Below are 21,407 nucleotides of genomic sequence, written 5' to 3' on the forward strand. Positions count from 1 at the left end.
GTTGAATCTTGGGCTGAGGAGCAAAACGCCCCAGGCAGCGCTGTCACAGTGAGTTCGTGTCAGCTGTGCCGGGGTGAAATGGCAGCGAATGGTTTAGACCGGGCAACCGCCAGAACGAGCGTCCTTGGCCTTACCGTCAGCGTTATCAGCGGATTCCTCGCCGTGGCCGTACGGGGCAGCCAGCTTCGGCTCCTTGTACTCGCCTTCGATCATGCCGTTCTTGATCATCATGCTGCGACCAGGCTCCATGTAGCGCTTGTCTTCCGGCAGCTTGTCAAAGACCTTGCGGACAAACTTCGCGATGCGGTCAAATCGCTTCTGGTCCTTCGCGGTCCACTCCAAGTCCAGAATCTCACGCTGCTTGTCGTTCAAGGTGCCGTAGGTCATCCAAATCATCGAGCGCATGATCGGCTTCCAGATCACATTCCACACAGCTTGGGAAACGCCATCCGGTGGGGTCACCGGCTCTACGCGTGCGGTGCGCAGTGCGAAGTCCACGGTCTCGTTGCGTTCCAAGACGGTGTCTTCTATCTTCTTGAAGTACTCGATGTAGCCGTCGAGGTTGTCAATCACCGGGCGCTCGGACATGCCGTACATGTCCCACCAGGTCACGCCCTCCTGGATGATCTGCTCTTTCTCCTCGCGAGTAAACGGGGTGCCGAAGAGCTCCTGGGCCCAGATCACGCGCCACACAAAGGTGGCGTGTGCCCACCAGTACACGTCTGGGTTCAGGGAGTGGTAACGGGTACCGTCACGCAGCTTGCCCTTAATGCCGTGGTGATAATCGCGGACCTGCTTGGCACGAGTGCCGTCGTCATAAATCGAGTAGATAATCTGCGGGGTTGAGCGCTCCAGGCGGGAGAACGGCTCCTCGAAAAACTTCGAGTGATCAAGCAGCGACTGGCCAATGGCGGGGTGCATATTCTGCAGCACACCGGTGTAGCCGCGCAGCAGCTGAATGCGGTTGTCGGCGCCCCACTTCCACAGCAGGGAATCGGGGCCGAGTGGTGCGCGCTTCAGCTCGCGCTTGTCAGTTTCAGTTAAGTGAGTGTTGTTGCTATCAGTTCCCATGTGTGAACTGTATCACTCATTTGTGATCGTGTGTTGTGAATTAACGCTGAAAATCCACCACAATACGCGTCGGGTTTTCCAGCACGTACACGTGGAACGGCAGCTGCTGGTCAAGGCCGATGATGTACTGCGTATCGGCCTCAAACACACCGCCGTGGACTACATCCACCACGTGTCCTGCGCCAACGCCAACTGGTCCACCCGCAAGAAGGTCTTCACGCGGGCTCATCATTGCCATAGGGGTGCCCTGGATCATGATTTCCAGAAACGCGTTGCCGGGAACCTCCATCGGCAAACCGGAGGCCTGCTGGCGAGGATCCGGGTTGTAGGCCGCGATCACGCCTGGCAGGCCGGTTCCGGAGTATTCAAACACCACTCGGTCCACATCGGTGTGGGTGCCGGCGCGCACATCTTGAATCACGAGTTCCGGGTTGCCCTGGGAAGGCAGCATTACGCGGTCCTGCGCAAACAGTGTCTGCGCCTGGGCGTTATCCGCGGGCTGGACCGTAGTTGCTTCCTTCGTTTCAACCGAAGTGGTCGGTTGCGCCGTTGTGGCTTGCGAAGTTGCGACGCTTTCCTGCGTCACAGCCTGCGGGGTCGGCTCCGGCGCTTCCGGCTGTGTGCAGGCGCTCAACGCCAGCGGAAGGAGGAGCATTATGCTTATCGACGCTCTGTTCATACCCCCAACCATATAGAAGCGGAGGCAACGTGACGGTGAAAGTTGGAGTTCTTGGTGCGAAAGGTCGCGTGGGTTCGGCAGTTGTCGCAGGTGTCAACGCGGCGGAAGATCTGGAGCTGGTCGCCGAAATTGGCCAGGGGGATAGCCTTGAACAGCTCATTGACGCTGGGGCAGAAGTAATTGTGGATTTCACAACCCCGAATGCCGTAATGGACAACTTGGAGTTCTGCATTTCCAATGGCATTCACTGCGTGGTGGGCACCACCGGTTTTGATGAGGCCCGCTATGAGCAGGTGCGCAAGTGGTGCGCAGAGGCAGACGGGGTGGGCGTGTTGATCGCGCCGAACTTCGCTATTTCTGCCGTGTTGACCATGGCTTTTGCTAAGCAGGCTGCGCCGTTCTTTGAGTCTGCTGAGGTTGTGGAATATCACCACCCGAACAAACTTGATGCGCCGAGCGGCACTGCGATTAAGACGGCACAGGGGATTGCGCGTGCGCGTCGTGAAGCAGGAATGGCCCCCATGCCGGACGCTACGGAACAGTCCCTTGAGGGCGCACGCGGAGCAAGCGTGGATGGTGTGCAGGTTCATGCCGTGCGCATGACCGGCATGGTGGCGCACGAGGAAGTGATCTTTGGCACCACCGATCAATCCCTGACCATCCGTCAGGATTCCTACGGCCGCGAGTCCTTTGTGCCAGGTGTGCTTACCGGTGTGCGTCAGGTAGCAGATCACCCTGGCCTGACTATCGGCCTAGACACCTACCTGGGGCTGTAATCAATGGCCGTGGAATCAACCCTTGATGTGCAGCTCATTGCAGCCTCGACGTTTCACATGCCTACCGGCGTGGACTGGGAGGTAGATGCAGAGGCCACGGACGCGGAAGCCATTGTGGAGTTCGCTGGTAGGGCTTGCTATGAAACCTGGGATAAGCCCAACCCGCACACCCGCGCAAATGATGCGTATCTTCGCCACATCATTGATGTTGGCCATGACGCGCTGTTAGAGCATGCAACTGCAACCGTCTACATCCGTGGACTTTCGCGTGCCGCTGGCAACGAGCTTTTGCGCCACAGGCATTTGTCCTTCTCGCAGTTGTCGCAGCGCTTCGTCCACTCCGGTGATGGGGAAGTGATTGTGCCGGATGTGATTGCAGAAGATGAGTCGCTGCACCGCATGTTCCTCGCCGCAGTAGATGAGGCGCGTTTTGTTCACGACGAATTGCTGCACGCCCTAGAGGAAAACCTGGCGAGCGAACCGAATGCACTGCTTCGGGCCAAGAAGGCGCGCCAGGCTGCGCGCGCAATCCTGCCCAACGCAACTGAGACCCGTTTTGTGGTGACCGGTAACTTCCGGGCGTGGCGCGAATTTATCGCAGCACGCGCCTCCGAGCATGCTGACGTGGAGATTCGCACCCTGGCTATTGTGTGTCTGGAGCTGTTGCGGGAGGCCTCGCCTGTGCTGTTTAGCGATTTTCTGATTAGTGAATTGGCTGATGGCACACGTATGGCAACCAGTCCTTACGTGTAATTTACCTACGGGTTGCGGAAGGTTTTGTCCGCTACTGGTGTGCTCTTGTGCAAACTTGGGGGTGAAACAGGGTAGTCTATTTGCCCATGGGCACATCATTGATAGCTAACCGCGGCGCTGAGACGTTCGGCACCGCCTGTGTCGCGATGGTCACTCCGTTTGATGCAAACGGCAAACTTGATCTCGCGGCCGGGCGTAGGTTGGCTGCCCACCTTGTGGACAATGGGCTGGACGCACTCGTCCTTGCCGGCACGACCGGCGAATCCCCAACAACCACCACTGAAGAAAAGGTCGCTTTACTTCAGGCGGTCAAGGAGGAAGTGGGCGACCGTGCCAAGCTGATCGCTGGCGCGGGTACAAACAGCACTGCTACCACGATTAAGCTTGCGAAAGCATCTGCAGATGCTGGCGCTGACGGCCTATTGGTAGTCACCCCGTATTACTCCAAGCCTTCGCAGGAGGGCGTCTACGCCCACTTCGCGGCAGTTGCAGGTGCGACGGATCTGCCGATCTGCCTGTACGACATTCCGGGCCGTTCTGGTATTCCTATTGACGGACGCGTGATCGCGCGCCTCGCTGAGCTGGACACCATTCAGGCAGTGAAGGATGCGAAGGGTGACTTCGCGGAAGCTGCGCCGCTGATCCAAAACACTGACCTTGCTTGGTACTCGGGCGATGACCCGCTGAACTTACCGTGGCTGGCAGTGGGTGCGACTGGCTTTATCTCCGTGGTGGGACACGCGGCGCCGCGTGCTCTGCGGGAATTGCTCACAAGTTTTGAGGCTGGCGACCTCGCCCGTTCGAGGGAGATTAACGCCAACATCATTAACGTGCTAGCACACCATCAGGCTGTAATGGGTGGTGTCACATTCGCGAAAGCAGCCTTGCGTTTGCAGGGCATTGAGGTCGGAGATCCCCGCCTGCCAGTCGCACCGGCGACCGAGGCACAGGTTGCGGCACTCCGACATGACATGGAGAAAGTTGGAGTCCTCTAAATATGAATGAACCCCGTAACCGCGCACGCAAAGTTACGCGCAAAGCCGGGCCGCCGGAGGCTGCAGACCAGCAGCCCGTATTCCAGGCACCTGAAAACCCAGCCGCCCAAGAGGGCGGCGATTTTGGTGTAGATAACAACACCAAGGGCGGTGCGAAGGGCAATGCCAACGGCGGCGGCCGTGGTGGAAATAACGGCGGAAATAACAATGGCAACAACCAGGGCGGCGGCAATGGTCGCCGCCGTCGTGGTCGCGGCCGTGGTGGCAATCACGGTGGTGAGGGCCGCGGTGAGCGTCGTAACCCAATGAAGTCCATGCAGGGTGCTGACCTGACCAAGCGCCTGCCGGCACCGCCGAAGCCTGCGAACAACACGCTGCGTATCTACGCACTTGGTGGTATTTCTGAGGTTGGTCGAAACATGACCGTCTTCGAGTACAACGGCCGCCTGCTCATTGTGGACTGTGGTGTGTTGTTCCCGAACTCCGGTGAGCCGGGCGTGGACTTGGTGCTGCCTGACTTCGGTCCGATTGAAAACAAGCTGGATAAGGTCGAGGCGCTGATTGTCACCCACGGCCACGAGGACCACATCGGTGCGATTCCGTGGCTTTTGAAGCTGCGTCACGATATCCCGATTTACGCATCCCGCTTCACCAACGCGCTGATCGCCGCGAAGACGCAGGAGCACCGCCAGCGTCCGAAGCTGCACGAGGTAAACAAGGACTCTGACATTAACGTCGGTCCGTTCCGCGTGCGTTTCTGGCATGTGAACCACTCCATTCCGGAGTGCCTGGGTGTGTCTATCAAGACTGGCGCTGGCCACGTTGTCATGACTGGTGACGTGAAGCTGGACCAAACGCCGTACGACGGCAAGCCAACGGATGTCCCGGCGCTGTCCCGCTACGGCGATGAGGGCATTGACCTGTTCATGTGTGACTCCACCAACGCCACCATCCCGGGCATTTCTTCCTCGGAGGCTGGCATTGAGGAGACGTTGACCCGCCTGGTCAGCCAGGCTCGCCAGCGGGTGGTGATCTCGTCTTTCGCCTCCAACGTGGCGCGTGTCCAGATGGCCATTAACGCTGCTGTGGCGAACAACCGCAAGGTGGCGTTCAACGGGCGTTCCATGATGCGCAACATGGAGATTGCGGAGAAGATGAGCCTGCTTAAGGCTCCGAAGGGCACGATCATCCCGATCGAAGAGGCCGCGAAGATGGCACCGCACAAGACGGTGCTGATCACCACTGGTACGCAAGGTGAGCCGATGGCGGCGCTGAGCCGTATGTCACGTCGCGAGCACCGCCAGATCACGATTCGTGACGGTGACACGATCATCTTCTCCTCCTCGCTCATCCCGGGCAACGAGGAAGCGGTCTTCGCCGTGATCAACAACCTCGCCCAGATTGGTGCCAACGTGATCACCAACGCGGAGGCTCACGTCCACGCGTCTGGCCACGGTTATGCAGGTGAGCTGCTTGCGCTGTACAACGCTGCACGTCCGACGTGCGCGATGCCGGTGCACGGCGAGTGGCGCCACATGCGCGCCAACAAGGAGCTTGCTATCTCTACGGGCGTGCGCCCGGAGAACACCGCGCTTGCGCAAAACGGCGTGGTTGTGGATATGACCAAGGGCAAGATCAAGGTTGTTGGCCAGTACCAGGTGGGTCAGCTCTACGTTGATGGCGAGACCATGGGTGATGTGGACCTGGACGTGCTGGCGGATCGTACTTCGCTGGCCGCCGGTGGTGCGTTGTCTATTACGTGTGTGATTGATGACCGTACGGGTCGCCTCCTGCAATCGCCGACTGTGTCCACCACTGGCTGGTCTGATGATGACCGTGAGTTCAACAAGAAGCTCATCGAAGCCGTCGAGGCCGTGATGGATGACTTGGCTGCCCAGGGTGAAAATGATGCGATGCGTATGGTGCAGCAGCTGCGCCGCAAGGTAGGCCGCGCTATTTCCCAGAAGTACAAGCGTGAGCCGGTGATTTTGCCGACTATCGTCCCAATGGCCGCTGATCTGGGCCCGATTGATGATGAGGACGTGGAAGCGTCCCGCGAGTCGCTCTAACCGTTAGCCATCGCACGTACTACCCCCTAGGGCCGCACAATGTTGTGGTCTAGGGGGTAGATACGCTTTCGGGGTCAAACCCAACTTCTTCACGCGGGCCGGGGGTGCGTCGTTGAAGCCGGGCCTGGAGGCAGTCCTTGGAACAAATATGCAGGGGAAGATATGCAGGTTCGCAGGTCACGGCCAATTTTCATTAACGGGCCCCTTATTGAAAAAGTGCTCTGACCATTACTCCTGCATATTTAGACCTGCATATCTGTTGACTGGGGCGGACCGGGCAGCCGAGCACGTCGCGGGAACTGTCCCGCGCGGGTGACGTGTGTCTAAGGGGGTAGACACGCCTGGACGGGGCGTGCAACACTTTGGGGCATGAGGACTGCAAAGAGAACCGCAAAGAAGACTGCCGGAATGTTGGCGGCTGCTGCGACTGTAGCCACGATGATGTTTGCGCCCGCGGCACACGCGGACGAGGATGTGGATTGGACGGGTGGTCGCCCGCTGCCACCGGGAACCGAGGTTCCATTTGAGCCTGGCTACGCGTCGGCTTGGAGGAACTACGACGTGATTCGTCCGGGTGATCCGAACTTCCGCAACCCAAGCGTGCAGGGCATCCGCGTGATTGGTCACTATGACAAGGACACCATCATGTGTTTGATGAACGCCAAGGGCGGCATTAGCGGCTGCTACGTTGACGGCAAGCCAGCTACTGACCTCGGCTGGGGCACGGGCGGTATCCAGGTGACTGTGGATCCAACTGTGGCACAGTTCGCCCCAGTTATCCGCGGCTACAACGATATGAGCAGGCAGCTGTCTAGCGGGAGCGGATCTTCGCTGCCGTTCTAACTGCTCCACCTGTGCGGCTAGGCTAAGGGGCATGACTTTCGCACAAAGAGAGCGTGAGCGTCTGGGGCTTTTGCTTCTGGACGTTGGCCCGGACGCCCCAACCCTCAACGACGGCTGGGCCACCCAAGATTTGGCCGTGCATTTGTTGATCCGTGAGCGTAAGCCATGGGCCGCACCGGGGATTTTGATCCCGGCGGCCAAGCCGCTGCTGGAGCGCGAGACGAAGAAGCAGAAGGCGCGGCCGTACGGGGATGTTGTGCGTGAATGGGTGGCCGGGCCGCCGGCGCTGCTTGCGCCTGTAGACGCGAAGATGAATGGTGCGGAGCATTTCATCCACCATGAGGATGTGCGTCGGGGTGGGGGAGTGGTTCAGTCGCGCGAATTCAGCAAGGCTGTCAATGCTGATTTGATGCGTTACGTGAAACGTTTTGCCGCGTTGACATTGCGTGGCAGCGAAGTACCTGTGGTGCTTACCCCGCAGGATCTGCCGCCTATTACTGCGGGTGGCAAGGCTGGGGTGGCTGAGCGAGGAGACAACGTGCTCCGAGTTAGTGGAGCGCCAGGCGAACTGCTGTTGTGGGTGAGCGGTCGCGATGCGGTTGATGTGAGTTTTAGCGGCAACACATCGGCGCTCAAGGGGCTGAAGCGACAGATTTAAAATACCGTGCCGGTGTGGCAACTGTGACGTGTGTGACTTGAGGTATTAGAGTTACACCCATGTCTGTCAAAAACCCGGCACCACGTTCGCCGCGCTCGCACCCCGCGTCAAGGGGGTATTCGAGCAGCCGATACGCAGCCTCACGTGACCGTGATTATGGTGCGCCCGCGTCCATGACACATCCGCCGACCTCTTCTATGGTCGCCGCGGACACTGCCAATGAGCGCGTCGGTTCTGCAACCAAGGTTGTTGGCAGCACGCTGGGGTCTGCGACCCGTTGGGTGGGATCCGCTGTCGCTGGTCTCGGCGCGGGTTTTGGGGGCGGGCGTCGCCGTCGACGCGATGAAGAGGAAGCGGACTTTGATCCGTTTGACTCCTCGTTTGATGATGCTGAGCAAGAAGATGTACCGCGCAGGAGAGAATCTCGCGCAAAGGTTGAAGTCCAGGAGGAATCGGAAGATCCCATGAGGGAACGTGACAGTGAAGATATCAATGTTCACGCCGATGCATGGGGCCTTGTACTTATCGGACTTTCCGCAATTATTGGTGCGTCCGTATGGATGGATATCGCTGGACCCGTCGGTAGTGTGATCGCTCAGGCCTGCCACTGGGTCATTGGTGCCGGTGCGTTGATCCTGCCGATTGTCCTGGTAGGTATTGCGATTGCGCTGATGCTCAACGTGCGTACGCCAAATGCCGTGCGTGGCCGCGTGGCACTGGGGATCAGTATCATTGCGGTGGGCATGCTGGGCATGATTCACGTATTTGCGGGCACTCCGGCGGACTGGGAGACACGCAAGATTGCCGGCGGCGCTATTGGCACACTCGTCGGTGGTGTCCTGTCTGTAGCTTTTACTCCGTTTGTGGCGGTACCACTGCTTGCGCTGCTTATTGTGTACGGCGCACTCAAAACAACCGGCATTACTACCCGTCAGACCTATGACTACCTTGTTGGGCTCTTTGCCAGGATGCGTGAGAAAGGCGAGGAAGAGTTCTTCGAGGATGAAGACGCAGACGCTGACAGCGATGACCGCTACAGTCACGTTGACCGAGACCTTGAGGACATAGCCGAGGGACGTGAACGCCGCCCACGTGAGCCTGAGGAGAAGACGGTGGTGGAGCGCCCACGCTCGTCGCGTCGTCCACGAGTGCGTCAGACGCCGGCACCGACACCTGCGCCTACACCAGCGCCGACGCCTGCTCCTGCACCAGCCCGTACGCCGATGGATAACTACCCGGCAGACGGGGATACGGTCTACGACTTTGCTGAAGACGTAGCTGATACGCCGAAGCCGGAACGAAAGCCTGCGGCCAAGCCCGCGCCGGCTGTCGAAGAGACACGCGTGCTGGATCGTGAGCCGGTCACACAACCGCAGCCGACAGTCCCAGCACCCGATGCTGTTGGGACTTCGCGTGAGGCGATGCGCCAGGCCATCATTGCTCGAAGTGGCGTTGACGCTGCCGCGGTGCCGGCAAGCACGCCGAAGTCTGAGGTTGCAAAGCAACAGGCACCAACAACGCCGGTGAACCCTGCGCAGCAGGAGGCACGGAAGGTGGCGGCGGGGGAATACACGTTGCCGTCGACAAGCTTGCTGGTTCCCGGCAATGCTCCGAAGACGCGCACTGAGGCCAACGACCGCATGATCGAGGCCATCACGGACGTGTTTGAGGAATTCAACGTTGACGCGACCGTGACCGGGTTTAGCCGTGGCCCGACAGTGACCCGCTACGAGGTTGAGCTGGGCCCAGGTGTCAAGGTTTCCAAGATCACCAACCTCCAATCCAACCTGGCGTATGCCGTGGCTACGGACAATGTGCGTTTGCTGACTCCGATCCCGGGCAAGTCTGCTGTGGGTATTGAGGTGCCTAACCAGGACCGTGAGATGGTGCGACTGCGTGACGTGCTGGACGCGCCGAAGGTGGCGGCTGACCCGGACCCGATGCTCATCGGCCTTGGTAAGGACATCGAAGGCGACTTCGTTTCCGCCAGCGTGCAGAAGATGCCACACCTGCTGGTCGCGGGCTCTACTGGTTCCGGTAAGTCAGCGTTTGTGAACTCCATGCTGGTGTCGCTGCTTACCCGCGCGACCCCGGAGGAAGTGCGCCTGATTCTGGTGGATCCGAAGATGGTGGAGCTGACGCCATATGAGGGCATCCCGCACCTGATCACGCCGATTATCACGCAGCCGAAGAAGGCAGCAGCTGCGCTGCAGTGGCTGGTTGAGGAGATGGAGCAGCGCTACATGGACATGAAGTCCGCGCGCGTGCGCCACATCAAGGACTACAACCGCAAGGTTCGCAGCGGTGAGATCACGGCGCCTCCGGGCTCTGAACGTGAGATGCGTCCATACCCCTTCATTGTGTGTGTGGTAGATGAGCTGGCGGATCTGATGATGACGGCACCGAAGGAGATCGAAGACTCCATCGTGCGCATCACCCAGAAAGCCCGCGCGGCAGGTATCCACCTGGTGCTGGCAACGCAGCGCCCGTCGGTAGACGTGGTGACCGGTCTGATTAAGACCAACGTGCCGTCGCGACTGGCGTTTGCTACCTCCTCGCTGACGGACTCGCGAGTCATTCTGGACCAGGCGGGTGCAGAAAAGCTCATCGGTATGGGCGATGGCCTGTTCATTCCGCAGGGCGCTGGCAAGCCGCAGCGTTTGCAGGGTGCGTTTGTTACGGATGAGGAAATCCAGGCGGTTGTAGACGCCGCGAAGTCCCAGGATGAGCCCGAGTACGTCGAAGGTGTGACCGAGGACAAGCAGGCCGAAGCCAAGGTTATTGATGATGACATTGGTAAAGACCTCGACGACCTCCTCGAAGCGGTCGAGCTTGTGGTTACCTCCCAGCTGGGGTCGACCTCCATGCTGCAGCGCAAGCTGCGCATCGGCTTTGCCAAGGCGGGTCGCCTGATGGACCTCATGGAATCGCGTGGCGTTGTCGGCCCCTCCGAAGGCTCGAAGGCTCGCGAGGTGCTGGTCAAGCCTGAGGAGCTTGAGACGATCATCTGGATGATCAAGGGAGCCGATCCTGCCGAAGCGCCGAAGGAAGCAGGTCTGGAGCAGGATGAGGCGCAAGCAAGCGGTGACTCCGATACGGATGATGACACCCGCACCGTGCAGGCGACGTACAACCCGACCGGCGGCGCGTTCTAGATGCAGCAGGTAGTGAAGCCGCGCTTGTCCAAGCACATTGTCTTCGTCCTGTTTGAGGACTTCGAGCTTCTAGACGTAGCGGGGCCGCTGGAAGTCTTCTCCAAGGTCGACGAGTAACAAGCGCGCGTTAGCGTGGGCCACGAGCTTCGGCCAGGACATCGATTGGCGCCGCTCTGCGCGTTGGGTGCATGATCGCGACCGGTGGACATCCTCAGGAGTCTCAGCAGGTACAGACATGGCGGCGGCATTCGTTGCTGATGAATGCGGCGAGGCGGTCGCACGCGAGGTGGCGGACGCGATCGAGCTGCGTCTACACCTCGACCCGAACGAGGACCCGTTCGCCATTTAGGCCACCTGGGTTCCACAGGCTAGTGTCGCCGAGCTTCCGAATCCATGTGGTGTAGAGTGAGACGCGCTTGGAGGGGAGTACCCCGTAAGTGCCCGGATCGTCAGCACGGCAGCGCATCTCGCGCCCCGGTCTGGGCCGCCCCGCAACATTGAGGTGGGGGAGACCTCCGGTCATTTCAACGTAACTTCTGACCGGAGGAAAGCTTATGCATGTGCCTTTGTCCATCTGGCTGATCACTTCTGCAGTGATCCTGGGTTTTTTCATTTTTGATTTCGTTTCCCACGTGCGCACCCCGCACGAGCCCTCCATGAAGGAGTCCGGTGGGTGGGCGGCGTTCTACATGACCATGGCCTGCATTTTTGGCGGCATCGTGTGGTGGCTGTGGGACGCAGAACACGGCATTCAGTTCTTCACTGGTTACATCACGGAGCTTTCGCTGTCCGTGGACAACCTGTTTGTGTTCGCGCTGATCATGGGCGCGTTTAAGATCCCTCGTGCGTACCAGCAGAAGGTGCTGCTGATCGGCATCGTGATGGCGCTGATCTTCCGCCTGCTGTTCATTTTGCTTGGCGCCGTGATCATTGAGGCCTGGTCGGATGTGTTCTACATCTTCGCTGCCTTCCTCATCTACACCGCGATCAAGCTGGTGTATGACGAAGCGACCGACCAGGAGGATCCGGACCCGAACGACATGTTTGTGGTCAAGACCCTGCGCAAGGTCATCCCGGTGACCAGCTCGTACCACGGTGACCGACTGGTATCACGCACACAGGCTGGCAAGCGGGCTGTAACCCCGCTGTTCGTCGCGCTGCTGTCCATTGGCTTTATCGACGTGATGTTCGCATTCGATTCCATCCCGGCCATCTACGGCATCACCCAGGAAGCGTTCCTGGTGTTCACCGCCAACGCGTTTGCGCTGCTTGGGCTGCGTCAGCTCTACTTCTTGCTCAACGGCCTGTTGGACAAGCTCGTCTACCTGCCATACGGCCTGGCAGTCGTGCTCGGCTTCATCGGCGTGAAGCTGCTGCTGCACGCCCTGCACGAGAACAATCTATCCTTCATCAACGGCGGAGAGGGCTTGGGCGTGCCGGAAATCGGGACGGTCACCTCCCTCGGCGTGATCGTGGGTGTGCTGGTTATCACCGCAGTGGCGTCCGTGATCAAGGACCGTGCTGATGTGAAGGCCGGACGCCGCTCCGCGGATGACAAGAATTACCACATTGATTTTGATGATCACGGCAACCGTCGCAAAGTGGACAAGTTCGGCCACCACATTGCGTGGATTGATGATCCGGCTACCTCCGGCAAGGGCGACCACACGGCGACCGGCTCACGCGAAACCGACCACCTGCATGTCGCCCGCGGCGGCAAGAAAAGCTAGCTGAAGATGTTGGAGACCGGGTTCCACTCACGGATGTCCCGGTTTGCCAGCGCACCAGCGGTCACATACGGGTCCTGATTCATCAACGCTTCGGCCTCCGCAATCCCTGCGGTATCCGGCAGCTGAATGATGATCAGGGCCTGTCCGCCCTCAAGGTACGGCCCGGAGCCGACGATGTGACCGGCCTCAAGCAGGCCTGCGATGAACTCGCGGTGGTGGGGCCTCGTCTCGTCCACAAGCTGGGCGTCAGGGCCGTAGGTATAGGTGCAAGCGAAATATCTCATGAATGGCAGTCTAGGGTGGATGGCGTGAGTAACGCTACGGCCAAGCAGTCCAATTGGAATCTGCCAAACATGTTGACCAGCCTGCGCATCCTGTTTATCCCGGTGTTTGCATGGTTGGTGCTTGATCAGCGCTGGTGGTGGGCCTTCGGCCTGTTCGTCGCGCTGATGATTACAGACAAGCTGGATGGCGACATTGCCCGCGCCCGCGGTCTGATCACGGATTTTGGCAAGATCGCTGACCCGATTGCAGATAAAGCGCTGATGATCACCGCCATGGTCACGCTCAACATCGCATCCACCTTGCCCGTGTGGATCACCGTGGTCATTGTGGTGCGTGAGCTGGGCATTACGTTCTGGCGCATGTGGATGTTGCGGCGTGGTCGCGTCGTCCCGGCGTCGAAAGGCGGCAAGCTCAAGACCGTCCTGCAAACCGTGGGTATTGCGCTCTACCTTTGCCCGCTGCCAGCGTGGATGGATATTCCTACACTCGTGGTGATGATTATTGCCGCTGCCGTGACGGTGGTGACCGGTATCCAGTATTTGATTGATGCGGAGAAAGCTAATGCTTGAGCCTTTGCTTGTAGACGCACTGCGGAACCACTCCCAAACCATCTCCTTTTGTGAGTCACTGACTGCTGGTTTGGCTAGTGCCCGTGTTGCAGCCATCCCGGGAGCATCTGACGTGCTGCGCGGCGGACTGATCACCTACGCCACGGACTTAAAGATTGCACTCGCTGGGGTAGAAGCCGAGGTTGTAGAACGCGAAGGTGTGGTCTCTGCGGCTGTGGCACGAGAGATGGCTCGTGGTTGCAGGCAAGCATGTGGTTCTGACTGGGCGGCTGCGCTGACTGGCGTGGCAGGGCCTGACCTCCAAGACGGACACCCGGTGGGTGAGGTCTGGATTGGCCTTGCAGGGCCGAGCTGGACTGCATCCAGCTTGGCTGCGGATTTGTTGCCGCCGAGCCAGACTCGGTTCGCGCTGGTTCCAGATGCGGCTGAGCCGCAGCGTGTGATTGCAGGAACCCGCAATGACATTAGGAATTCAGCCGTGGATGCAGCGCTGATCGGGGTGTTGCACGCACTTGGGGAACAAACTGAAGGGCTGATCCGTTAGAACTCATGATGGCAACAACGACTCTGCTTCTAGACCAACCGTTAACCACCGCGCCCCTTATCCCAACCGCGCCGGTGAAGGAACCCCTGCTGCGTGAAGCACTGGGGATGTCGCTGCGTGCATTTCGTGCGGACAAGGGCGTGTCACTTCGTGAGCTAGCTACCCAAGCACTGGTGAGCCCGGGGTACCTCTCGGAGCTTGAGCGCGGCCGCAAGGAAGTGTCCTCTGAGGTGCTTGCCTCCATCTGCCAGGCGCTGGATACCACGGTGTCTGAGGTGTTGCTTGAGGCTGTGGCAAACCTCTCCCTGCCGTCTTTGGCGGAGGAACTGCGTACGACAACTCCTGCGGCAGCAGAGGCTTAAGCCCGTCGCTGTGGGTTATCAGGGGGAGTAGCGCAAGCGGGGCGCGCCCATCGCGTCTAAAGTGGGGACGCAGAAATGTAATTTTCCACGAAAGGTTTATGTAACCAATGGCGAACCCGTTCAAGAAGTTCTGGAACTACCTGATGGCGCTCTTCGACAGCAAGATCGAGGAAAACGCTGACCCGAAGGTCCAGATTGAGCAGGCAATTAATGAGGCCCAGCGCCAGCACCAGGCACTGTCCCAGCAGGCAGCTGCCGTGATTGGCAACCAGCGTCAGCTGGAGATGCAGCTTAACCGCCGCCTGGAGGACGTGGAGAAGCTGCAGGCCAATACCCGCCAGGCACTGCAGCTGGCCGACAAGGCCCGCGGCGAGGGCAACGCGCAGAAGGCACAGGAGTACGAGAATGCTGCTGAGGCGTTTGCAGCGCAGCTGGTAACCGCGGAGCAGGGCGTTGAGGACACCAAGCAGCTGCACGACCAGGCTCTGCAGCAGGCGGCTTCTGCGAAGCAGGCAGTTGAGCGCAACGCGGCACAGCTGCAGCAGCAGGTCAATGAGCGCACCAAGCTGCTTAGCCAGCTTGAGCAGGCCAAGATGCAGGAGAAGGTCTCCGAGACCATGCAGTCCATGAACGCGATTACTGCGTCGGGCCCCAACCTGGATCAGGTGCGTGACAAGATTGAGCGCCGCTACGCCAACGCGCTTGGCCAGGCTGAGCTGGCCCAGAACTCGATTCAGGGCCGCATGGCTGAGGTTGAGCAGGCCGGTATCCAGATGGCTGGCCACGGCCGCCTGGAGCAGATCCGCGCCGAGATGGCTGGTGAGCTGACCTCTGGTGCGAAGCCGGCGATTGAGCAGGGCAATAACGCTGGCGCCGAGGTTTCGGATGACGCAGTTGCGCAGCGTATGCGCGAACTGCGCGGCGAGTAGCGTTTCGTCTCGCGGGGTTAATCCACCGCGCCGCGCGCGACAAGTGCCTCCGCAATCATGCGGGCACGTCGCACGGCGCGGATAACCAGGGGGGTTCCAAAGGCGGCCACCGAGAAGCCGGCGCCACGCGCTTTGCGTGCGTCGAGCACCTCGTTGGCCGTTTGTAGCATCAGGGGGATGAGGCGGATCGTCAGAGCAATGGTCAAACTGATCAGATCCACCGGCACGCCGAATCGAGCTAGTGGCTGCATTGCCTTATCTAGGGAATCGAGTAGCGCCTCCACTGTGGTGGTCAGCGTCAGAAGGTTTGCCGCGGCAATGGTAGCCAAAAGCGAGATCATGCTGGTCAATGCAGCTTCCACGCCGTTTTGCCAGACCAAGAACGCGCCGAGGAAAATCAACACTGGCAGCAATGGCACCAGCTGACGCCAGGCAACCTCAATCGGGATACGAGCCCACATGTACAGCGCCATCACCAAGGTCAGAGCGGTCATGGATTGCCACGGGGCGTTTGGAGCAAACGTTGCGACAATGATGAATGCCACAAGCGCCACGAACTTCCAAGCGGGGTTCGTGCGGTGCAGCCACGTGTTGCCAGGGACGTAGACGCCTAGGGGGAGTTCTCTGATCACGGCTTCGCTTCCATCAGGTCGGTGTAGAAAGTGATGGCGGCGTTCGGGGTGCCGTCGAAAAGCAGCTGCGAATCGTTGAGCACCAGGACACGGTCGAAATCCCGCAGCATGTCCAGATCGTGTGTGACCACAATGAGCTGCTGGTCGAGGGCCATGAGCTCGCGGATGATGCGGCGCCGGTTGCGTAGATCTAGAAGAGTCGTTGGTTCGTCGCAAATAATGGTTTCCGGCTCGGTGACCAACACTGACGCGAGTGCCAGCATTTGTTTTTCTCCACCGGAGAGGGTGTGCGGGGAGTGCTCGGCGTGACTGGCTAGCTCGAAGCGCTCAAGGACAGCAGCAACGCGTGACTGGACCTCGGTGCGGGGCAGCTTGAAACGGCGCAAAGAGAATGCGACATCATCGGCAACCCGCGGCATCACAATCTGATTCTCCGCATCGGAGAAGACAAAACCGACCTGTTTGCGGATAGTCTTTGCGTCCTTCGCGGTAGACAAACCGTTGACAAGCACGTCACCCTCAGTCGGCTCAATAAGGCCGTTAATCAGGCGCACAGCGGTGGATTTGCCGGACCCGTTTGAACCAATGATGCCGATGCGTTGCTCGGTCAGCCTGAGGGTGAGCGGCGCGAGGATCTGCTTGTCGTCATAGGTGACTGCTGCGCCGCGGAACTCGATGGTGGGCATTAGCGTTTGCCGAGCTTGCCGCGAAGGTCCGGAAACGCGGTGTGGACAGCAAGGGCGATAGCAATCATGACGGCCACCTTAATTGCATCCGGCAAAAGGAATGGCAACTGTGCTGCCCATGCGGCACCGAAGGTCAAGTCCAGGCGAAGCATCATGCCGAACACGCCAAAGAGGTACTGCATGAATAGGCCGAGGTAGCCAGCCACGATGAAGATACCGGTGGTTACAGCGCGGTTTGCGGAAAACGGTGCGCGGTATGCAATGGCGCCAGCGACAAGCGCTGCAATGAGATACCCAACAAGGTAACCCGCGGTGGGGCCGCCGAGCGCGGCAATCGTGGTGCGGCCACCTGCAAGAACGGGAAATGCAAGACCGACAGCCAAGAAGAGCAACGTGGTGAGGAAACCGCGGCGGCTGCCCAGCACTAGGGCGGCCAGGATCACTGCGGCATTCTGCAGGACAATCGGCACACCGAATACTCCGGCGGGGATGGCAACAAAGCCAAGCACCATGATGATGGCGGCGAAGACGGCGATGTAGGCGATATCAGTTGCAGTTGCGGTAGAGCTGCGGGACGTTGAGGCGGCATTCGCCTGGGGTGATTCAGAGTTGGTCATGTGAAAAACCTACCTGAACGCTGTTCAATGCGTGGTATTGAGGGGTGCTTAGGTAGGTTGGCCGTATGCGATTGACGGAATTTCATCAGCTTGTTCGTGATGAGTTTGGCCCGGAGCGTGCGGAATGGATCATTCGTTCCCAGGTGCTTGCCTCTAGCGATATGACGGCAAGTGAGCTCATCGAAAGTGGTGTCGATCCGCGCGAGGTGTGGGAGGGGCTGTGCAATGCCTTTGACGTGCCAGCGGAACGGCGCTTGGGAGTAGACCGGCCCGGGAAATAATATTTCGCGCCCCTACCTCTAATCGAACACCCTTGCGTGTATGGTATTTCGTGTGTGTTGAGGAAATTAGGATGAATTTCGGCTGCGAGGGAACCGAACCACCGGTAGCCAACGTCTAATACCTATAAGCAATAAAAATCCTAAGGAGAAAACATGGCTGCAAAGAAGAAGACCGCTGCTGCGGGCAATGACCGCCAAAACGCACTTGATGCGGCAATGGCAATGATTGAGAAGGACTTTGGCAAGGGCGCCATCATGCGCCTGGGCGAGGAAAAGCGCCCGCCGATTCAGTCCATCTCCTCTGGCAACACTGCTATCGACGTTGCTCTGGGCATTGGCGGCTGGCCACGCGGGCGCGTAGTAGAAATCTACGGCCCGGAGTCTTCCGGTAAGACGACGGTTGCACTGCACGCCATCGCACAGGCCCAAAAGGCAGGCGGTATCGCGGCGTTCATCGATGCGGAGCACGCGCTTGACCCGGACTATGCGGCAAAGCTGGGCGTGGATACAGATAATCTGCTGGTCTCCCAGCCAGATACCGGTGAACAGGCTCTGGAAATTGCAGACATGCTGGTGCGCTCCGGTGCCATTGACATCATCGTGATTGACTCCGTGGCGGCGCTAACACCGAAGGCGGAAATTGAAGGCGAGATGGGTGACAGCCACGTTGGTTTGCAGGCCCGCCTGATGTCTCAGGCGCTGCGCAAGATGACCGGTGCGTTGTACAACTCCGGCACCACCGCCATCTTCATCAACCAGCTGCGTGAAAAGATTGGCGTCATGTTCGGTTCCCCCGAGACCACCACAGGCGGTAAGGCACTGAAGTTCTACGCTTCTGTGCGCTGTGACGTGCGCCGAATCCAGACGCTGAAGGACGGCCAGGATTCTATTGGTAACCGCACTAAGCTCAAGGTGGTCAAGAACAAGGTGTCTCCGCCGTTTAAGATCGCGGAGTTCGACATCATGTATGGCGAGGGCATTTCGCGCGAAAGCTCCATCATTGACATGGGCGTGGACAACGGCATTGTGAAGAAGTCCGGCTCCTGGTTCACCTACGAAGGGGAGCAGCTGGGCCAGGGCAAGGAGAAGGTCCGTCAATTCCTCAAGGACAACCCTGAACTGGCCGATGAGATTGAGGACAAGATTTTCAAGGCTTTGGGCGTTGGCAAGTACGCGGGTAAAACGGACGAGGATGACGCGCTGACGGACGACGCGATTGACATGGTGCCAAACGTTGACTTCGACGATGAGGACGATGACGCATAGCCAGGAGCGCGATGTTGCCAGCAAGGTAGCGAAACTGCAGCAGGCCCTTGAGCACTTTGAGGGCGGGCAGCTCTTTGACTCTTGCAAAGAAGACGCGCTTGCGCCGATTCGCAAGCGTGCCCTCGGACTGCTGGATCAGCGGCAGCGTTCACGCCATGAGCTGCGTGAACGTTTGCTCAAGCTGGAGTTTGCGCCTGAGCTTGTTGATGAGGTACTGGATTCGCTTGAGCAGAACTTGCTTTTAGACGACGCACGGTTTGCCTCCGAGTGGGTGCGCCAGCGCGCGGCAACGCGGGGAAAGTCTTCCCGGGCCCTTGATTTGGAGCTGCGTGAAAAGGGGGTCGCGGCGCATGTGCGTGCAGAAGCATTGGAACAGATCAGTGCCGAGGACGAGGAACGTCAGGCACGCGCTTTGGCGCAGAAGAAGGTGCGAGAGGTCAAGGAGCCGCCGGCTGATAGGGCGGAGTATGACAAAGCCTTGCGGCGTGTCGTTGGCATGCTTGCGCGTCGCGGGTATTCTTCCGAGCTGACCATGCGGGTGGCGCGCAGTGAGTTAGAAGCGCGCATCGAGTCTTTCGACTGATGCGCGCTTGGTGCGGGGTGTTGCCGAACAGTGTTGCTGCTCCAGTCTTGGCTTAAACCTGGAGTGGCACAGATTAGCTGTGAGGCAAAGGCAGGAATTCCGGGCGTTGTTTTCCGCGCGGCGGAGAACCCGGCCCCGAGCCGGGAACTGTGACGGGGGGGAGATGGATGGCTGCGGGTATGGGCATCACGTGCCCGCAGCCTGGATCCAGCTGGTTGTGGGTTGTGGGTTATTCGCGGACTCGGTGGTCGATGACGTCTGGTAGCACTACGGCGGAAAAGAATATTACGCTAGGGTCTATCCGGACATCGCAAGACTTGCCTGCCGAGTATAGGAGTAAGAGTGGCAACCTCATACGAGCTGAAGCATTTTCCTCAGAGAATCTATGTCTGTTATCTGCAGGATTTGCAGCTTAGACAAAGGGTCTTGGCGATCGTTCCTACTCTTGAAGACGCAAGAGCTATTGCGAAACGTCATAATGACTCCATGTTTCATGTCTACTGGAGTGAATGTGCCGTGGATTGTGGCAAGAACTCTAGTTGGCGCCCGGTCCATGGAGAACCGGTCATTGTTGCTTTCAGCCCTGGTTACAGCATGGAGGAGGGGCCTAGCCCAGACGACAACGAGCCGGTTGATGTTCGAGCCTACCTGAATCGAGATAGCGCAGTGAACTACCTGAGGTGGTTCGACCGAAATTTGCCTCCCGAATTTTGGGAACACGCATTTTGGGAGGTTGAGCTCGGATGGGAAGCATCAGGACTCAAGGAACTGATGAAGAGTTGGCAAGAATAATAGCTGGCGGCACAATTGGGAAAGCATCCATCTATCAGTCCCAGTCAACATGTCTCCCGTGCAGAGGACTTCTGAAAATGACAGTCCCGCTTGGAAAAGTATCGCCCTAGGACCGCAACGTGCCAGTAGTTATCTCTATGTCAGGGCCGGTCAGCTGTCAGCCAGCGTGCGGTAGAGGGTGGCTCTGCGGATACCGAGGTCTGTGGCGATAGCTACCTTGGGCTCACCTGCTGCTGCTCGCTGCCGTGCTACTTCGGCCTTTTCTGTGGTCAGGGCACGTTTGCGGCCCTGATATTTGCCGGCCTTTTTCGCCAGGGCTATGCCCTCAGCCTGCCGCTCCCGGATAATCGATCACTCAAACTGAGCGAACGAGCCGAGGATGCTCAGCATGAGGTTGTCTCAGGAGTTCTCCCGACCCGTAGCAAAGGTCAGTCCTTCTTTGATGAAGTGCACACTCGCACCCTTCTCAGTGATCTGGTCGATTAGTCCCTGCAGATCAGTCAGGGAGCGGGCCAGTCGGTCAATCGAGGCGATCATCAGTTGTTCGTGTCCATGGCGATCAGCTGGTACACCACAGTGATCGGGGAAGTCAGTACGTGTAGTTGAAGTACTCCGCCGCTTTTTTAGCTGAAGCCGGAATCCGGCCGAGTGTTGGCACCGTTGGCGATTCCTATGACAACGCGTTGGCGGAGACGGTCAAGGTCTCTATAAGGCTGAACTTATCCATGCGCACGGCCCGTGGACGGCTTAAGGGACATTTCGTGTGGATAAACCGATACGGATTCCCGGGTCAGCCTGGGATAATGCCGTGATCTTGATTTTGAATCGGTTCCAACAGCCCAATCGGTGAAATCAACACCGGATAGTCCTAGGTCTGTGATAGGGGGACTGCAGCTAGTGCGGTAAGGCCAATTCCTATGGCTAATAGGAATCGGCCGTCGTGTGACGTGTGCGGCCACGGACTGGTTAAGAACGGCAAAACCGCGGCAGGAACCCGGGCCCGGCCCCACAAACCTGTTGGAAGGCGGAATCAACAAGCAGCTCAAAGACCTAGCAGGAAACCACCGGGGCATGTTCGATGAGCATCAGCGCATCACTATGGACTGGTGGCTCTACGTCCATACCGAAGACC

Annotated in this window: 25 protein-coding genes and 2 pseudogenes; 19 read left to right on the forward strand and 8 right to left on the reverse strand. The window is 59.0% G+C overall.

Translation table 11 applies throughout. The features are described from left to right. Positions 1 to 93 precede the first annotated feature (93 nt). The gene (locus tag HMPREF3104_RS10865) at positions 94 to 1,071 is read right to left on the reverse strand and encodes an oxygenase MpaB family protein (protein ID WP_070495876.1); all 978 of its coding nucleotides are present in this window, start codon (positions 1,069 to 1,071) and stop codon (positions 94 to 96) included. A 40-nt stretch (positions 1,072 to 1,111) separates the two neighbouring features. Beyond that, on the reverse strand, positions 1,112 to 1,726 hold the full coding sequence (locus HMPREF3104_RS10870; RefSeq protein ID WP_070495878.1) for an AMIN-like domain-containing (lipo)protein: 615 nt from the start codon (positions 1,724 to 1,726) through the stop codon (positions 1,112 to 1,114). Positions 1,727 to 1,779: 53 nt separating this feature from the next. Between HMPREF3104_RS10870 and dapB the strand changes: the two genes are divergently transcribed. The 9 genes from dapB to HMPREF3104_RS10910 all read left to right on the forward strand — a co-directional run bounded on the left by dapB (position 1,780) and on the right by HMPREF3104_RS10910 (position 12,729). Further along, a complete protein-coding gene (gene dapB, locus HMPREF3104_RS10875) occupies positions 1,780 to 2,526 on the forward strand; it encodes a 4-hydroxy-tetrahydrodipicolinate reductase (RefSeq protein WP_070495880.1) in 747 nt (248 codons plus the stop codon). A gap of 3 nt (positions 2,527 to 2,529) precedes the next feature. Next, positions 2,530 to 3,279, forward strand: a complete 750-nt coding sequence (gene thyX / locus HMPREF3104_RS10880; protein WP_070495882.1) for an FAD-dependent thymidylate synthase — start codon at positions 2,530 to 2,532, stop codon at positions 3,277 to 3,279. Between the two features lie 86 nt (positions 3,280 to 3,365). Beyond that, a complete protein-coding gene (gene dapA / locus HMPREF3104_RS10885) occupies positions 3,366 to 4,274 on the forward strand; it encodes a 4-hydroxy-tetrahydrodipicolinate synthase (protein ID WP_070495883.1) in 909 nt (302 codons plus the stop codon). Positions 4,275 to 4,276: 2 nt separating this feature from the next. Further along, positions 4,277 to 6,343, forward strand: a complete 2,067-nt coding sequence (locus HMPREF3104_RS10890; protein WP_070495885.1) for a ribonuclease J — start codon at positions 4,277 to 4,279, stop codon at positions 6,341 to 6,343. 369 nt (positions 6,344 to 6,712) lie between these two features. Then, positions 6,713 to 7,186, forward strand: coding sequence for a hypothetical protein (locus tag HMPREF3104_RS10895; RefSeq protein WP_141738233.1), 474 nt, complete (start codon positions 6,713 to 6,715; stop codon positions 7,184 to 7,186). 31 nt (positions 7,187 to 7,217) lie between these two features. Then, positions 7,218 to 7,844, forward strand: a complete 627-nt coding sequence (locus tag HMPREF3104_RS10900) for a TIGR03085 family metal-binding protein (RefSeq protein WP_070495887.1) — start codon at positions 7,218 to 7,220, stop codon at positions 7,842 to 7,844. A gap of 59 nt (positions 7,845 to 7,903) precedes the next feature. Further along, positions 7,904 to 10,999, forward strand: coding sequence for an FtsK/SpoIIIE family DNA translocase (locus HMPREF3104_RS10905; RefSeq protein ID WP_070495889.1), 3,096 nt, complete (start codon positions 7,904 to 7,906; stop codon positions 10,997 to 10,999). 184 nt (positions 11,000 to 11,183) lie between these two features. Next, positions 11,184 to 11,348: a type 1 glutamine amidotransferase family protein gene (locus HMPREF3104_RS12520; RefSeq protein ID WP_168156381.1), complete on the forward strand. Its 165-nt coding sequence runs from the start codon at positions 11,184 to 11,186 to the stop codon at positions 11,346 to 11,348. A gap of 205 nt (positions 11,349 to 11,553) precedes the next feature. After that, positions 11,554 to 12,729 carry a TerC family protein gene (locus HMPREF3104_RS10910; RefSeq protein ID WP_070495891.1) on the forward strand — a complete coding sequence of 392 codons (1,176 nt, stop codon included), beginning with the start codon at positions 11,554 to 11,556 and terminating at the stop codon, positions 12,727 to 12,729. Here the strand turns inward: HMPREF3104_RS10910 and HMPREF3104_RS10915 are convergent. Then, a complete protein-coding gene (locus HMPREF3104_RS10915; protein WP_070495892.1) occupies positions 12,726 to 13,013 on the reverse strand; it encodes a YciI family protein in 288 nt (95 codons plus the stop codon). The genes HMPREF3104_RS10910 and HMPREF3104_RS10915 overlap by 4 nt on opposite strands. 24 nt (positions 13,014 to 13,037) lie before the next feature. On the opposite strand from HMPREF3104_RS10915, the gene pgsA reads away from it, so the two are divergent. The 4 genes from pgsA to HMPREF3104_RS10935 all read left to right on the forward strand — a co-directional run bounded on the left by pgsA (position 13,038) and on the right by HMPREF3104_RS10935 (position 15,418). Then, the gene (gene pgsA / locus HMPREF3104_RS10920) at positions 13,038 to 13,583 is read left to right on the forward strand and encodes a CDP-diacylglycerol--glycerol-3-phosphate 3-phosphatidyltransferase (protein ID WP_308314026.1); all 546 of its coding nucleotides are present in this window, start codon (positions 13,038 to 13,040) and stop codon (positions 13,581 to 13,583) included. Continuing rightward, a complete protein-coding gene (locus tag HMPREF3104_RS10925; RefSeq protein ID WP_070495896.1) occupies positions 13,576 to 14,127 on the forward strand; it encodes a CinA family protein in 552 nt (183 codons plus the stop codon). The genes pgsA and HMPREF3104_RS10925 overlap by 8 nt, the downstream gene beginning before the upstream one ends. Before the next feature lie 8 nt (positions 14,128 to 14,135). Beyond that, positions 14,136 to 14,489, forward strand: a complete 354-nt coding sequence (locus HMPREF3104_RS10930; RefSeq protein ID WP_052206335.1) for a helix-turn-helix domain-containing protein — start codon at positions 14,136 to 14,138, stop codon at positions 14,487 to 14,489. A 107-nt stretch (positions 14,490 to 14,596) separates the two neighbouring features. Further along, positions 14,597 to 15,418 carry a PspA/IM30 family protein gene (locus HMPREF3104_RS10935; RefSeq protein WP_052203916.1) on the forward strand — a complete coding sequence of 274 codons (822 nt, stop codon included), beginning with the start codon at positions 14,597 to 14,599 and terminating at the stop codon, positions 15,416 to 15,418. Positions 15,419 to 15,435: 17 nt separating this feature from the next. Here the strand turns inward: HMPREF3104_RS10935 and HMPREF3104_RS10940 are convergent, their stop codons facing one another. The 3 genes from HMPREF3104_RS10940 to HMPREF3104_RS10950 are packed head-to-tail and all read right to left on the reverse strand — an operon-like array spanning position 15,436 to position 17,353. Continuing rightward, a complete protein-coding gene (locus HMPREF3104_RS10940; RefSeq protein WP_070495898.1) occupies positions 15,436 to 16,050 on the reverse strand; it encodes an energy-coupling factor transporter transmembrane component T family protein in 615 nt (204 codons plus the stop codon). Next, a complete protein-coding gene (locus HMPREF3104_RS10945) occupies positions 16,047 to 16,736 on the reverse strand; it encodes an energy-coupling factor ABC transporter ATP-binding protein (protein WP_070495900.1) in 690 nt (229 codons plus the stop codon). Before HMPREF3104_RS10945 ends, HMPREF3104_RS10940 begins: the two co-directional genes overlap by 4 nt. After that, entirely contained in the window at positions 16,736 to 17,353 is a 618-nt protein-coding gene (locus HMPREF3104_RS10950; protein ID WP_083279092.1) for a biotin transporter BioY, read from the reverse strand. Before HMPREF3104_RS10950 ends, HMPREF3104_RS10945 begins: the two co-directional genes overlap by 1 nt. Before the next feature lie 65 nt (positions 17,354 to 17,418). Between HMPREF3104_RS10950 and HMPREF3104_RS10955 the strand changes: the two genes are divergently transcribed. The 4 genes from HMPREF3104_RS10955 (at position 17,419) to HMPREF3104_RS10970 (ending at position 20,275) form a co-directional block, all read left to right on the forward strand. After that, positions 17,419 to 17,634 (forward strand): DUF3046 domain-containing protein, encoded by a 216-nt coding sequence (locus tag HMPREF3104_RS10955; RefSeq protein ID WP_052203925.1) that lies wholly within the window; start codon positions 17,419 to 17,421, stop codon positions 17,632 to 17,634. 153 nt (positions 17,635 to 17,787) lie between these two features. Continuing rightward, a complete protein-coding gene (gene recA / locus HMPREF3104_RS10960) occupies positions 17,788 to 18,900 on the forward strand; it encodes a recombinase RecA (RefSeq protein ID WP_070495902.1) in 1,113 nt (370 codons plus the stop codon). Then, on the forward strand, positions 18,890 to 19,483 hold the full coding sequence (gene recX / locus HMPREF3104_RS10965; RefSeq protein ID WP_141738234.1) for a recombination regulator RecX: 594 nt from the start codon (positions 18,890 to 18,892) through the stop codon (positions 19,481 to 19,483). The genes recA and recX overlap by 11 nt, the downstream gene beginning before the upstream one ends. A gap of 342 nt (positions 19,484 to 19,825) precedes the next feature. Next, on the forward strand, positions 19,826 to 20,275 hold the full coding sequence (locus HMPREF3104_RS10970; RefSeq protein WP_070495906.1) for a hypothetical protein: 450 nt from the start codon (positions 19,826 to 19,828) through the stop codon (positions 20,273 to 20,275). 150 nt (positions 20,276 to 20,425) lie between these two features. Here the strand turns inward: HMPREF3104_RS10970 and HMPREF3104_RS12815 are convergent, their stop codons facing one another. Together HMPREF3104_RS12815 and HMPREF3104_RS12820 are read right to left on the reverse strand one after the other, a co-directional pair. Beyond that, positions 20,426 to 20,623 (reverse strand): helix-turn-helix domain-containing protein, encoded by a 198-nt coding sequence (locus HMPREF3104_RS12815; protein WP_083279119.1) that lies wholly within the window; start codon positions 20,621 to 20,623, stop codon positions 20,426 to 20,428. Between the two features lie 51 nt (positions 20,624 to 20,674). Further along, positions 20,675 to 20,812, reverse strand: coding sequence for a recombinase family protein (locus HMPREF3104_RS12820; RefSeq protein ID WP_083279093.1), 138 nt, complete (start codon positions 20,810 to 20,812; stop codon positions 20,675 to 20,677). Between the two features lie 26 nt (positions 20,813 to 20,838). Here HMPREF3104_RS12820 and HMPREF3104_RS12340 point away from each other — a divergent pair. Then, positions 20,839 to 21,017, forward strand: a pseudogene (locus HMPREF3104_RS12340) (IS3 family transposase); the annotation flags it as partial. A 266-nt stretch (positions 21,018 to 21,283) separates the two neighbouring features. Then, positions 21,284 to 21,407, forward strand: a pseudogene (locus HMPREF3104_RS12825) (IS256 family transposase); the annotation flags it as partial.

Source organism: Corynebacterium sp. HMSC30G07, from assembly GCF_001806945.1.
Classification (GTDB): Bacteria; Actinomycetota; Actinomycetes; order Mycobacteriales; family Mycobacteriaceae; genus Corynebacterium; species Corynebacterium riegelii.